Origin of the sequence: Streptomyces sp. TLI_105 (assembly GCF_900105415.1) — a bacterium.
Classification (GTDB): domain Bacteria; phylum Actinomycetota; class Actinomycetes; order Streptomycetales; family Streptomycetaceae; genus Streptomyces.
This window is the reverse complement of record NZ_FNSM01000001.1, coordinates 278,720-292,377: the sequence shown is the minus strand read 5'-3', so window position 1 is coordinate 292,377 and position 13,658 is coordinate 278,720. Positions and strand designations below refer to the sequence as shown.

At 72.8% G+C, this 13,658-nt stretch carries 10 protein-coding genes; 7 read left to right on the top strand and 3 right to left on the bottom strand.

All coding sequences use genetic code 11. The features are described 5' to 3' along the window. Nucleotides 1–93: 93 nt before the first annotated feature. The 3 genes from BLW86_RS01455 (at nt 94) to BLW86_RS41815 (ending at nt 5,574) form a co-directional block, all read left to right on the top strand. Entirely contained in the window at nt 94–1,197 is a 1,104-nt protein-coding gene (locus tag BLW86_RS01455; protein WP_093872311.1) for a serine hydrolase domain-containing protein, read from the top strand. Between the two features lie 132 nt (nt 1,198–1,329). Further along, the gene (locus tag BLW86_RS01450) at nt 1,330–1,926 is read left to right on the top strand and encodes a hypothetical protein (protein WP_093872310.1); all 597 of its coding nucleotides are present in this window, start codon (nt 1,330–1,332) and stop codon (nt 1,924–1,926) included. An 84-nt stretch (nt 1,927–2,010) separates the two neighbouring features. Continuing rightward, nucleotides 2,011–5,574, top strand: coding sequence for a hypothetical protein (locus BLW86_RS41815; RefSeq protein WP_177181524.1), 3,564 nt, complete (start codon nt 2,011–2,013; stop codon nt 5,572–5,574). 61 nt (nt 5,575–5,635) lie between these two features. Here BLW86_RS41815 and BLW86_RS01440 read toward each other — a convergent pair whose 3' ends face one another. Further along, nucleotides 5,636–6,148, bottom strand: a complete 513-nt coding sequence (locus tag BLW86_RS01440; protein WP_093872308.1) for a GNAT family N-acetyltransferase — start codon at nt 6,146–6,148, stop codon at nt 5,636–5,638. A gap of 121 nt (nt 6,149–6,269) precedes the next feature. On the opposite strand from BLW86_RS01440, the gene arr reads away from it, so the two are divergent. The 3 genes from arr (at nt 6,270) to BLW86_RS01425 (ending at nt 8,858) form a co-directional block, all read left to right on the top strand. Further along, nucleotides 6,270–6,698, top strand: a complete 429-nt coding sequence (gene arr / locus BLW86_RS01435; RefSeq protein ID WP_093872307.1) for an NAD(+)--rifampin ADP-ribosyltransferase — start codon at nt 6,270–6,272, stop codon at nt 6,696–6,698. A gap of 155 nt (nt 6,699–6,853) precedes the next feature. After that, nucleotides 6,854–8,347: an MFS transporter gene (locus BLW86_RS01430; RefSeq protein WP_093872306.1), complete on the top strand. Its 1,494-nt coding sequence runs from the start codon at nt 6,854–6,856 to the stop codon at nt 8,345–8,347. 127 nt (nt 8,348–8,474) lie between these two features. Continuing rightward, nucleotides 8,475–8,858: a DUF6479 family protein gene (locus BLW86_RS01425; protein WP_093872305.1), complete on the top strand. Its 384-nt coding sequence runs from the start codon at nt 8,475–8,477 to the stop codon at nt 8,856–8,858. Nucleotides 8,859–8,942: 84 nt separating this feature from the next. Here the strand turns inward: BLW86_RS01425 and BLW86_RS01420 are convergent, their stop codons facing one another. Both BLW86_RS01420 and BLW86_RS01415 read right to left on the bottom strand, forming a co-directional pair. Beyond that, nucleotides 8,943–9,596: a TetR/AcrR family transcriptional regulator gene (locus BLW86_RS01420; RefSeq protein ID WP_093872304.1), complete on the bottom strand. Its 654-nt coding sequence runs from the start codon at nt 9,594–9,596 to the stop codon at nt 8,943–8,945. Further along, on the bottom strand, nt 9,593–11,089 hold the full coding sequence (locus BLW86_RS01415; RefSeq protein WP_093872303.1) for an MFS transporter: 1,497 nt from the start codon (nt 11,087–11,089) through the stop codon (nt 9,593–9,595). The genes BLW86_RS01420 and BLW86_RS01415 overlap by 4 nt, the downstream gene beginning before the upstream one ends. A 183-nt stretch (nt 11,090–11,272) precedes the next feature. On the opposite strand from BLW86_RS01415, the gene BLW86_RS01410 reads away from it, so the two are divergent. After that, a complete protein-coding gene (locus tag BLW86_RS01410; protein ID WP_093872302.1) occupies nt 11,273–13,651 on the top strand; it encodes an FUSC family protein in 2,379 nt (792 codons plus the stop codon). Nucleotides 13,652–13,658 lie beyond the last annotated feature (7 nt).

Here is a 13,658-nt window from a genome sequence, read left to right as displayed (position 1 = left end):
GAGCGCTTGACGCTTGAACAGTGCTCAGGTTAGCTTGAGCGCTGTTCAACTTGAGCAGTGTTCAGGACAGCTTACGGGTAAAGGGGAACCCCGATGGCGGACATACAGGCACAGGTCGAGAACATCCTCCGGTCGCTGGTCGACTCCGGCCGGGAGACGGGCGCGCAGGTCGCCGCGTACCTGCACGGCGAGCTGATCGTCGACGCCCACGCGGGCGACGGCGTCGACTCCGACTCCCTCTTCCACGGCTTCTCCACGGGCAAGGGGGTGACGGCGACCCTCGTCCACGTCCTCGCGGAGCGCGGCCTGCTCGACTACGACACCCCGATCGCCGTCTACTGGCCCGAGTTCGGCGCCCACGGCAAGGACCGCGCCACCGTCCGCGACGCGCTGGCGCACCGCACGGGCGTGCCGCAGCTGCCGCCGGCCATCACCATCGAGGAGCTGTGCGACTTCGACGGCATGGCCACGCTCGTCGCCGGCCAGGAGCCGCTGTGGGAGCCCGGGACCGCCACCGGCTACCACGGCTGGACCTTCGGCTGGATCCTCGGCGAGCTCGTGCGCCGCGTCACCGGCCTTTCCGCCGCGGAGGCCCTGCGGACCCACGTCGCCGAGCCGCTCGGGATCGCCGACTCGCTCCTCTACGGCGTCCCCGAGGAGCACGCGGACCGTGTGGTTCCGCTGGTGGCGGGCTCCTGGGAGAAGGGCCTCGCGACGATCCCGGCCGAGGCGCCCTTCTTCCTGGCCCTGCCCAACCGCGGTGTGTGGCCCGCCGCCGACAACGCCAACCGCCCCGACTACCTGCGCGCGGACCTCCCCGCCGCCGCGACCGTGTCCGCCCGAGCGGCGGCCCGGATGTACGCGGCCCTGCTCGGCGAGGTGGACGGCGTCCGACTGCTCCCGGCGGAGGCGCTGCCCCGCCTGTACGAGCTCCAGACGTCGGAGCCGGACCGCATCCTCGGCGCGCCGATCGCCAAGGGCATGGGCTACTTCCTCGATCTGCCGGCGATGGGCGGCGAGCCGGCCTTCGGCCACAACGGCAGCGGCGGCAGCATCGCCTTCGCCGACCACCGCCGCGGCCTGTCCTTCGCCTTCACCCACAGCCTCCTGACCGGCGGCCCCGCCGCCACCACCGCCGCTGACGTGGCGGCGGTGATCCGCACGGCGGTCGACCAGGAGGGCCAGGGCCTGCTCTGAGTCCGGATCGCAGGGGTGGTGGGGAGTCGCCCGCGTACCCGTCCCTTTGCCAGACGCCGCTGTCACGTCGAGCGAGGATCTGGCTTCGACCTCTTTGCATCGACCCCTGGCTTCGGCCTCTGGAGAGTGCGTATGTACGACGAACGGCTCGCCGAGTTCTCCCGCGAGCGACTGGGCGGCCGTCCAGTACCCGACGATCTGCGCGTGCTGCTGGTGGCGCAGTGGGAGGGCCGCACCGACTTCACCCGCCTCCTCGACCTCGTCTTCTTCGAGGCGGGAGAGGTCCACCCGCTCCTGGACACCAGCTATCTGAGCGAAAAGGAACTCGCGGACCCGGAGATGCAGGCCGTCAACGCCGGAGCCGCGGAGATGGCCGAGTACGTCAAGCTCGTGGCCAAGGGCGGAAAGGGGTGGATCGGCTACTGGCTGCACCCCGACGAACCCGCGGACGGCGCCTGGCGCCTCATGGAGCTGGACACCGAGTTCACCTTCTGGACCCTGCTCGGCCGCACCCTGACCGAGGGGGCCGCAGCCGAGCAGGCAAGCCGCCAGGACGATCCCGACGAGCGAATCGCGTTCACACGACTGGCCGCCGACCTCGCCGAGCTCGGCCTACCGCTCAGCACCCAGGAGTACGACGCCCTGGACGACACCGAGTACAGGGTGGCCCCGGAGGAACTCATGGAGAAACTGATCGAAGCCGAACGAGAGAAGCGCGGTCTTCGCTGAGCGGGGAGGGAAGCACAGCAGCACCGTGGACCTTCGACCGTCGCCGACCGCGATTGTCAGTGGCCGCCTCTAGCATGGCGACTCATGATGAAGACGCAGGTGGGGGCGGTCGGGCGGCTGCTGCGCGAGATGATCGAGGGCGGTCGGAACGCGGCGGGCGCGGGCGTGGCGCGCGGGGGCGCGCTGCGGGCGGTGGAGCGGGCACGGCCCGCGCGCTCGCTGGCGGCCGAGGTCGCCGCCGCGGGGGGAATCGACGACGAGGCGGCCGCCCTCCTCGCGGAGCTGACGGCACGCCACCTCGGCGCGGACGCAGCCCGTTGGCGCGGGCTGCACGACACGCTGGCCGACTACCGCGGCGGTCTGCCCGAGCTGCTTGCCGTGCTGCCGGTTCCGTCGGTGCCCGACGGCACGCTCCGCCCACCCGTGCCCCGCAGTGTCCACCGCACGCTCGGCCTGCTCCTCGAACACGCGGAGCCGCAGCATGCCGCGGCCGCGCTCGCCGCCCTGCCGGAGCGGGTGACGACGGAGTTGCTCGCCGGCGGGACTCTGCCGGCGCCCGCCCTCGTGACCGCGGTCGTCGACCACGGCCACACCCGCACCCGGGCGGCCCTGGCCCGTCATCCCCGGCTCGACACGCGGGTCCTGGCCCGGCTGGTCGCGGTCGGCGACGCCCAGGTCGCCGCGGCCGTCTATCGCAACCCGCGCGCCACCCAGTCCCTGCGCCGCACCGTCGCGGAGCGGCTCGACACCGTTCCGCTCGACGACGGGCTACGCGCCGAGCTGACGGCCCCGCACGGCCGGGTCCCGCGCACCTGGCTCGCCCCGCTGCTCGCCACGGGCGACCCGCAGCTCGTGGTGCCGGCACTGCGGTGGGGCGTGCGCCAGGTCGCCCAGCAGTACGCCCTGTCGAGGATCTGGGAGCGGACCGGCCCGGATGCCGTACGCAACCTGCTCGACGACCCCGCCACAGCCGCCTGGCTGAACCGAGCCGTCGTGGACAGGGTCACCGAAGCCCTGGCCGCCCCGGAAGGCGAGGGCCCACACCGACTGCGCGCGCAGGGCGAGGCGTACGAGGACCCGGCCCGGCTGCCCGCGCTGCTCGCCGAGGCCCGGGGCACCAGCACCCTGCGGGACCTGCTGTCCGAGCCGTACGCCCATGATCTCGACGCCCTCGCGGCGGCCCATGCGGCGACCCCGTTCATGCCCAAGGCCTGCGAGGAGCTGGCCCGCCACGAGGCGGCGAGCGATGCGCAGCGCCACGCGTTCCGGCTGAGCGTCCTCAACGAGCCGTGGCGGGCCGGGGGCCGTCGCGCGGGGAACACCACCCCGCCCGCGCGGCGCCTCGCGGAGGAGGAACTCGACGACAGCGCCGCCGTCTGGGCGGAGGGCATGGCGGCGGCGGGACTCCTCGACCCGGTCGACCTGATCGACACCGCGCGCCCCGCCGCCCACGCCTTGGCCGCGCTCGCCCGCCTCGCCGAACGGCACCTGCTGGGCCCGGCGGCGGTCGCCCGGCTGCACGCATCGACGGAGGCGAACCTCGGGGAACGGGGGCGAGCCTGGGAGGCGCTCGATGTCCTGCTGCCCGAACACGGAGGCACGGTCGCGGAGCTGATCATCGAGGCGGGGAAGGCCCCGGACGAGACCCCTGCGGAGCCCGAGCCACTTGTCGAGGGCGCTGCCCAGCCCGAACCGCACGCCGACCCCGAACCGTCGGCCGCGGAACCCGCCCCCCGGCACACCCTCCCTCGAAGCGAGCGTGTGCACGCACTGGCCGCGCTCGACCTGCTGTACTCCCTCGCCCCGGACGATGCACCCCGTCCGAAGGATCCCGAAATACTGCGGGCGCTGGCCGTCCACGAGCAGGCGACCGCCCCCGGCCTCGCCACCCCGCAGTGGTTCACCGCCGCCTGCGCGGTCCACGGCATCCCCGCCTCCGAGAGCGGCTTCGCGTATGAGGCACCCAGCCCCCGGCAGGTGCGTGCCCAACCCCCTGAGACGTACGGATCCGGTGCGCAGCACATCGAACAGGCCTACGCTCAGGGCGTGTTGCCCGCCGAGGAGCTGCTCACCCTGCTGCCCGCACGGCGTCTGCTCCGGCTGCCCTACGACTGGCGGCGGCTCGCGTTCGCCGACGCCTGGCGGGCCGCGCTCGCCCGTCGGCTGCGCGCCGAACTCGGCACCGACCCGGACGCCTGGATCCGCCTGGCCGCGACCGTGACGGCGTCCGAAGCCGCCTCGGAGGGGCTGGCCTGGGCGGAGTTGCTGGAGCGCGCGCAGTCCGGTGCCCACCCGGCGGCCGGCGTCGAGAAGCCCATCGGCAGGACCAGGCCGGGCACGCCGGACGAGGCGATCGAGCTGCTGGAGCACGGCGACCATCTGTGGGCCTGGCCGGAGGGCACCCTGCTCTGCCTCGCCGACGCACAGGTGGTCGACGCCGTACTGCCCCGGCTCGGTCCCGACGGGCCATGGCTGCTCGCCGCGTACCTGCTGCGCCACGAGCGCACACCGCGCGCCGTCTTCGACCGGCTGCTCGCGGACCGCGACCCCGCCGCCCTGCGGGTCCTCGCCGTCCAGTCCCGCTGGCTGAAGCGGAGCGGCGCGGTGGAGCGCCTCGTCGACCTCGAGGTGGACCTCGCCCTGCTGCGACACTGGAACCCTCGGTCGATCGTCCACCGGATCGTGACCCGGTCGCGTCCCGGCGCCGGGCGGCCGTCCCTCGGCGCCCGGGTGCTGGCCGACTGGCGTGCCGGGGGCTCCGCGTGGCCGGCCGGCGGCCTGACGTGGCTGTGCTCCGCCGAACCCGACCTCGTGGAGGAGTTGCTCGAAAAGCACGGCTCGCGGCTTGGCCTCGGCCACCAACTTCTCGGTTGCCTCAGGCTGTTCGAGCACGGCGGCGCCCACCGGCTGGCGCGGCTCGCGGGGCGGGACGTGCTGGGGCGCTCCGCCACCACCCTGTGCGCCAAGGCCCTCGCGTCCGCCGACCCCGCCGCCGTCCTCCGCGCCCGGCTCGACCGCGAACTGGCGCCGGAGAAGCTCGTCCGGAAGCTGCGGCGCGCCCCTGCCGCCCCGCACGCACGGGACCTCATCGAGTCCCTCCCGCCGGGCGAGCCCGTGGACTGGACCGCTCTCGAAGCCGCCCACGCCCAGGAACCGCTCCCGTACTGGCGGAACATCGTCCGCCTGGACGGCGTCCCCGAGGACGTACGACTGCGGCATGCGGCGCTCCTGCCCGAGCCGGGCCCCGACGGCATACCCGGCAGCGCGCGACTCACCCGGGAGCGGGCCCGGCACGGTCTGGCCGGCCTGTTCCACTGCGCGCCGTCCACCCAGCTGGACGGACTGCTCACGGCGCGGCTCCTCGACGGCGCGGACCTGGTACGCCTCGCGGCCCCGGCCGCGAGGCTGCTCGCCTACCTGGGCGCCGCCGCCCGCCGCACGGACGCGCCACCCGAGGCCGCCGTGGCCCGCACCGTCCTCGCCGACCTCGTGCACTCCGGACTCGGCACGGACCCGGCTGCCTGGCACAGGGTCACCGAGCGGCTGACCGGCCTCGACCCCGAGTGGGATCCGGTCTCGACGGTGGAGGCGCTGCTCACCGACCAGAGGGAGCCGATCGGACATGTCCGTCCGGTGAGTGATCGCTGATGCGACGGGGACCGGTTCGATCCTGACACCGGACCGGTCCATCGAGGCGTACGGACAGGGATCACCGCACCAGCTCGGACGCCAGCAGGTCCATGAGCAGTCCGTCGTGCCAGGTGCCGTCCTCGCCCCGCTCGTACTGCCGCATCACGCCGACGCGCCGGAACCCCACCTTCTCGTAGCAGCGGATCGCCGCACCGTTGTCGGCCGCCGGGTCGATGATGAGCCGGTGGTGGCCCAGGTCGTCGACCAGGTGGCGGGCGAGGGTCCGGACGGCGTCGGTGCCGAGACCCTTGCCGTGTACGGAAGGGTCGAGAAACAGGTCGATCCCGGCGTGCCGGTAGTCCGGTTCTTCCTCGGAGTACCACTGGATCATTCCGACGATCCGGTCGTGGTGAAGGACCGTCAGGCAGTGGGTGGCGGAGTCCTCCAGGTCGGAGAGCACCTCTGCCGTCATGTCGTCCCCGCCACGCCACCGGGCCCGGACCTCGGGGGTGGCGCGGACGGCTGCCAGGGCCGGAACGTCCCCGGGGCCGGAAGGACGCAGGACGACGACCGAACCGCGCAACTCGTTCATGCGTACAGCCTGCCCCGAGGGCCGGGCAGGGGAAAGCCGATTCTTCGGAGCCGGGACTGGCAAAATCCCCTCAGCGGCATCCGGCCCCTTCCTCGGGCCGCCTGGAACACACGGAGGACCCATGACCAGTGAACCCGTACCCTTTCAGGTGTACGAGGCGGGAACCTATCTGCACGGGACGAAGGCGTGCCTGGTTCCGGGAGACCTGTTGAGTCCGGGCCACGCATCCAATTTCGAGGAAGGGCGCGTGTCCCGCCACGTCTACGTCTCCGAGACCCTGGACGCTGCCGCCTGGGGCGCGGAGCTCGCCGCCGGCGACGGGCGGGGACGGATCTACGTGGTGGAACCGACCGGTGACCTGGAGGACGACCCCAACGTCACCGACAAGAAGTTCCCGGGCAACCCCACCCGTTCCTACCGCACGCGTCAGCCCGTGCGCGTCCTGTCCGAGCTGGAGGGCTGGTGCGGGCACTCGCCGCAAAGGATCCAGGCCATGCTGGAAGGGCTGGCCGAACTGCGCCGCCAGGGCATCGCCACCATCCTGGACTGACCGTAGGACCCGACACGCGTCCCCCGGACGGCGGCTGATGACGTGGTGCGGCCACCGTGGTGGCCACATGCTGGACATGGCGTCCAGGATCTGCGCAAGACATGACTGCTCCCGAGCGGGGCACTCGCAGGAGGGTGCCTGACGGAGAGGGAGTCATGACGAGAGAATCGACCCGGGCCGCCGTGCCCGCGACCACAGGAACCGTGACCACGGCCGTACCGGCCCGACTGGACCGCCTGCCCTGGTCACGCTGGCACTGGATGATCGTGATCGGCCTCGGAACCGTCTGGATCCTGGACGGCCTCGAGGTGACGATCGTCGGCAACATCGCCGGCCGCCTCGCCGAGGACGGCAGCGGCCTCGACATCACCGCCGCCCAAGTGACCGGAACCGCGGCCGCCCTGTACGTCGCGGGCGCCTGTTCCGGAGCACTGTTCTTCGGGTGGCTGACCGACCGTTACGGCCGCAAGAAGCTCTTCATGGTGACGCTGGCCGTCTATCTCGGAGCCACGGCACTCACCGCCCTGTCGATGGAATCCTGGTGGTTCTTCCTCTTCCGCTTCCTCACCGGCTTCGGCATCGGCGGGGAGTACGCGGCCATCAACTCGGCGATCGACGAACTGATCCCGTCCCTGTACCGGGGCCGGGTCGACCTGATCATCAACGGCAGCTACTGGCTCGGAGCGATCGGCGGGGCCCTGCTCTCCATCGTCATGCTGGACACGAACATCTTCGCCGCCAATGTCGGTTGGCGGCTCAGCTTCGCCCTCGGCGTGGTCCTCGGCCTGGTGATCCTCCTGGTCCGAAGGCACGTGCCGGAGAGCCCACGATGGCAGTTCATCCACGGTCACGGCGAGGACGCCGATCAGCTGGTCTCGTCCGTCGAGCGCGAGGTCGAGCGGGAACACGGCCGTCCACTGCCGGCGCCGGCGGGCGAGATCACCATCCATCAGCGCCGGAGCATCGGCTTCGGCCTGATCGCGAAGACGGTCTTCCGCCGCTATCCGCGCCGCGCCGTCCTCGGCCTGTCGCTCTTCATCGGCCAGGCGTTCCTCTACAACGCCATCACCTTCGGCTTCGGCACGATCCTCACCACGTTCTTCGACGTGCCCACCGGCCGCACGGGCTACTACTTCGCCGTCATCGCCGCCGGCAACTTCCTCGGCCCGCTGCTGCTCGGCAAGCTCTTCGACACCGTCGGTCGCCGCATCATGATCTCGTCGACCTACCTGCTGTCGGGCCTGCTGCTGTTCGGCACGGCCTGGCTGTTCGGCAGCGGCGTGCTCAGCGCCACCACCCTCACGGCCTGCTGGTGCGTCGTGCTGTTCTTCGCGTCGGCCGGCGCGTCGAGCGCGTACCTCACCGTCTCCGAGGTCTTCCCGATGGAGACCCGGGCCATGGCCATCGCCTTCTTCTACGCGATCGGTACGGCCGCCGGCGGCATCAGCGGCCCCCTGATCTTCGCCGACCTCACCGAATCCGGCGTGCCGTCCGAGACGGTCCTCGCCTTCCAGATCGGCGCCGGCCTGATGTGCGCGGCCGGACTCGTGGCCGCCTTCCTCGCGGTGAAGGCGGAACGCCGCTCCCTGGAGGACATCGCCGAGCCCCTGTCCGCGGCCCACGACGAGGCGGAGCCGACCCGCACCTGACGGAACGAACACGACCGCTCCACGATCGCCTGCGCATCCGCGGTGGGTGCACGAGCGGAAAAACACACGACGTGGCCGAACTTCCGACCCGGCGTTCGGCCCACGGAGAGACGAGCGAGGTACGTCCATGCACGCGTACGTTTTGCAAGAGCCGGTACTCGCGGCCGGAGTCTGGCAGTCCGGTCTGGCCCAGGTGCTGGGCGGGCTGCTTGTGGTCGCGGTTCTGATCGGAGCCTTCGTGTTGGGCATTCGGGTCAAGAACCGCGAGCTTCCGCCGCCGGAGCCGGAGTCGCAGCCCCAGCGGCCCGACACGGAGCAGCTGCCCGGTGAGGTGTCCGAGTACCGAAGGCCCTCGGAGATGCCGCAGACCGACGGCGAGCACCGGCTCAGGCCCTACAACCTGAAGAACTCGGGCGAGGCCGACTCCGAACCGCAGAGCGAGGAGAAGCGCAAGTGGCGCGGCATCTCCAGCGGCGGCTTCGGCAGCGGCGGAACGGGCCACGGGGACTGAGTCACCGCGTCGCTGCCCCCGAGGCCGTACGCACCCGCCTCGGGCGCGGCCCGCACGCAGGGGAAGCCGCCCCGGGCCGACGCACTACGCCCGGGAGGCACCCCCGTCGACCAGGTGCTGGATGCCGGGGGCGTAGAGCTCCGCGAGCCGTTCGGTGGTGGTGTGGGCGGTGGCGCCGTCGGGACGGTGGAGGCTCAGGGTGGCGCCCAGGCCCAGGAGTTGGCCGGCGACGAGTTCGGCGCGCAGTCGGGCGTCGGGGCCGGTGAGGAGGTCCGTGAGACGGTCGGTGATCTGCTCGCGGAAGTGGGCGCGCAGCAGGGTGCGTTCGTCCTCGATGCCTAGGGAGAAGACCACCCGAAGGAGCGGGTCGCCGCGGAGCCGGTCGCGCAGGTCGACCATGGTCAGGACGAGGTGCCGGCCGAGGTCGGGCAGCGGGGCGGCGAAGAGCTCGGCGGCAGCGGGGCGGAAGTCGACGACCGTGTTGAACAGGGCTTCCTTGCTGCCGAAACGTTTGACGATCAAAGACGGGCTCACCCCGGCCGCCGCGGCGATGCCCCGCATGGTGACCTCGGCGTACGGCTTGAGCGTGAACGCCCTCCGTGCGGCGCGGATGATCGCCTCGCGTCCGGTCTCCGGACCCGCTTCTCCTGCGTCCGTGGGGGAGTTCCCGGCTTCCTGGCGGGCGGTTCGCTCCGCGTCGGCCGTGGCCGGGGAGGTGGGTTCGTCGGCGGTGCTCATGCGTTCCCTCGGGCGGCGCTGGTGGGCGGTGGCACCGTGACCGTACCGCCCGGCCGGGCGCCGTCGCGCGGGGCGTCCCGGCCCGGCCGGTCGGACGGCAGGAGGAGGGTGGCGACGAGGGCGGCGAGGGCCGCTCCGGCGGCGATCAGGAAGATCAGCAGGTAGGCGTGGAGCGTCGGTGCGGTCCGGCCGTCGGCCACGAAGGTCACACGGGCCAGCACGGCGGTGACCACGGCGCTGCAGCAGGCCTGTCCTACGGAACGCATCAGGGTGTTGAGGCCGTTGGCCGACGCGGTCTCGCTCACCGGCACGGCCCGCATGACGAGGGCGGGCAACGCCGAGTAGGCGATGGCGGTGCCGCAGGCGACCACGGTGGCGCCGGCGACGATCAGCCAGAGGCTGTGGCTGGTGAAGAAGCGCACCACGTAGCCCAGCGTCATGACGACCGCCCCGACGGCGAGCGCGGTGCGGGGCCCGTACGTGGCGGAGATCCGCGCCGAGAGCGGAGACAGGGCCACCATCGCGAGTCCGCCGGGCAGCAGGCAGACTCCGCTGACGACGATGGAGGCGCCGAGGCCGTAGCCGGTGCTCGTGGGCTCCTGGACGAGCTGGGCGGTGACCAGGGAGTTGGCGTAGAACGAGAAGCCGACGAGCAGGGCCGCGACGTTGGTCAGCAGCACGGCGGGCCGGGCGGACACCCTGAGGTCCGTGATCGGGGACGGGGTGCGCAGTTCGTACCAGCCCCAGAGCAGGCCCACGGCCCCCGAGGCGCCGAGCAGGCCGAGCGTCAGCGCGGAGGTCCAGCCCCAGCCGGAGCCCTGGGTGATCGCCAGGAGCACACCGGCCAGCAGGGCGGCGAGGCCCAGCGTGCCCGGCACGTCGAAGCGTCCCCGGGAGCGCACGGCCGACTCCGGCACGATCCACAGCACGAGCAGGAGGTCGAGCAGGCCGAGTGCGGCGGATGCCCAGAACATGGTGTGCCAGTCGAAGTTGTCCGTCACGACGGCGGCCAGGGGGAGTCCGATCGCCGCGCCGATGCCGAGGGTGGAGCTCATGAGCGCGATCGACGGCAGGACGCGCTCGGCGGGGAGCTCGTCGCGGATGATGCTGATGCCGAGCGGGATCACGGCGAGGGCCGTGCCCTGGAGGGCCCGTCCGGCGATCAGTACGCCGATGTCGGAGCTGACCGCGCAGAGGGCGGAACCGAGGGTGAGCACCCCGAGCGACGCGAGGAGGACCCGCCGCTTGCCGTACATGTCGCCGACCCGGCCGAGTACCGGAGTGAACACCGCGCCGGTGAGGAGGGTGACGGTCACGAGCCAGCCCGCCGCGCCCGCGCTCGCTCCGGTCAGCTCGGGGATGTGCGGCAGCAGCGGCACGACGAGGGTCTGCATGACGGCGACGACCATGCCGCAGAAGGCGAGGACGGGGACGACGAGCCGGGAACGGGCGGGCCCGGACGTCGTGCCGGGCACGGGTTCGGCGGAGGTCATCATGCTCCAGAGGCGGTGCGAGAGCCGGGAAGGACAGGGGTGTACATGTGTTCACCCCCAGGGTAAACAGGTGTGCACCCCCTGCCAAGGCCGGCGCCCGGCCCAGCTCCTCACGGACCCGCTGCCGGGCGGGGGCGAGCCCTCCCTCGTGCCGGGTGCGGCGGGGCGGGTGATGCTGGGGACATGGGTGGCGCGTTCCCACGGCGGCCGTCGCCCGCCTACCGGGCGGCGGCGCGGAGGGCTCTGCGCGTCACGATCGCGGCCACGGCCGGGTTCTACGTGCTTCTCCACGGCTTCGACTCGGCGGTCGGCGCGACGTACGCCCTGTTCGGCGCGATCGCCATGGCCGGGCTCTCGCACCTCCCCGGCTCCGGGCGCCAGCGGGCCGTGCTCCTGGTGGACGTGGTGCCGGTGTGCTGGGTGTTGATCACGCTCGGCACATACCTGTCCGTACGGACGTGGAGTGCCGTGGTCGGCATGCTCGTGGTCGGGTTCGTGCTGGCGTTCATGGCCGTTGGAGGACCACGATTCGCCGGCGCGGCCACGGGGCTGCAGCTGATGTACATCCTGCCGTCGTTCCCGCCCTACGACCCCGGTTCGCTGGGCGAGCGGCTGGCGGGGGCGACCTTCGGGCTCGTCCTGCTGACCCTCGCGGAGATGACGCTGCTGCCCGAGCCGGCGGCCCTGCCCTACCGTGAACGGGCCGCCCGGGCCGCCGACGGCGCGGCGCGCTGCGCGGACCGGCTGCGTTCCGCCCCGTACACACTGCCGGACGCCATGCTGCACACCGCCCGGGCCTTGAGCACGGGGCTCCGTTCCTCCCAGGTCCCGGAGGCGGAACGCCCGGCCGGAGCGGGCGTGCGGCCGAGGGCGCTGGCCCACACGGGCCTGGCGACACGCACCCTGCTCGGCCGGCTGACGTCGTTGCCGCCGCCTCCCCCGGCCACGGCCCCGCCCCGGGAAGCCGAAGCCGGGACAGAAGCTGGGACCGGAGCCGAGGCGTGGACGGCAGGGGGAGCCGGAGCAGAGAGGGGTGCGCAAGCGGGAAGCACGGGCCAGGAAGCCCGGACCAGGGCGGCCGAGGTGTCCGGGGCAAGGCTCCCGGACCCGCTGCGGGCGGTCGCGGGCGTGGCGAGGGAGACCGCCGCCCGGCTACGGGGCGGAATGCCCGACGGCCGGGCGCATGCCCGTCTGCGGCAGATCCGGCAGACACTGACGGCGGCCGAGGACGGCTCTCCCGCTGTGCTGCGCCGCGATGCCGCGCTCCTGGAACTGGTGAACGTGGCGCTCGCGATGTCCACCGCGGCCGACATCGCCGTACGGGGCCGAGCGGCCGACACACCGGAGCCCGGCCCGTTCTGGTACGCGCGGATGCGGGCACCACGGCTGTGGTGGCGGCGCCTGTCGGGCCACGTCGGCAGCCGGTCGGTGTTCTTCCAGAACGCCGTACGGATCAGTCTGGCCCTGGCGGCGGCCCGGTTGATCGCGGGCATCGACACCCTCCCGCACGGCTTCTGGGTGCTGCTGGCCACCCTGACGCTGACGCGCACGACGGTACGGGAGACCCGGAAGACGGAGCGGATCGCGCTGACCGGCACGCTCGTCGGCGCGCTGGTCGCGGCGGCGTCGCTGGCGCTGGTCGGTACCGACATCGAGGTCTACGCGGTGGCACTGCCGCCGCTGATGCTGGTCACCTTCACGCTGGGGCCGGTGAAGGGCGTCGGGTGGGCGCAGGCGCTGTTCACGGTGGTGGTCGCCCTGGTCTTCGCACAGCTGGCGCCGGCCACCTGGCAGCTCGCCGAGTTCCGGCTGCTCGACGTGCTGACCGGCAGCGCGATCGGCGCCGTGTTCGGGCTGCTGGCCTGGCCGCGCGGCGCCCATGACGAGTTGCGGCGGTCGGTCGCGGTGCTGCTGAGGATCGCCGCGGAGATCGTGGTGGCCACGACGGCGCAGATCGCGGCGGGCGGACGGCGCGTGCCGGTGGTCACCGCGCCGGGCCACCGTTCGCTGCAGCACGCCCTGGTCATGGCGGAGTCGGCGTACGCGCAGTACCAGAGCGAACCGAAGGGACCCACTCCACCGCCGGTCGGTCAGGACTGGCAGGCCGCGCTCATCGCCGGCCACCATGCCCTGTGGGGCGCCGACCGGCTTCTCGTACCTCCCGAACCGGTCGTGGTTCCGCCGCTGGGAAGAGAAGCCGCGGAGTCCGCCATCCGCACGGGAGACCGGGTCGCGGCGGACATGCTGCTGACTTCCGCCCGCATCGACCCCACCGGGGACACCGTGGAAACACCCGTACCGCTCCACGCACCGACGGCCTCCGCCACCACCATCGCCGCCGACCCGCCCGGCGCACCGCGCCTGTACTACGCGACGGTGTCCTGGCTGGCCTCGCTGACGACGGACCTCGTACGGCTGGCAGGCGGCACCGGCACCGGTGCCGGTGCCGGCACCGGTGCCGACGCGCCCGTCGGCAAGCGGCGTTCGCACCGGGCGGGGGGTCCGGGAGCGGCACCGACGGCCGGCTGCCACGATGAAGTCGACCGTCGGAACCGACCGTGATGGTGGA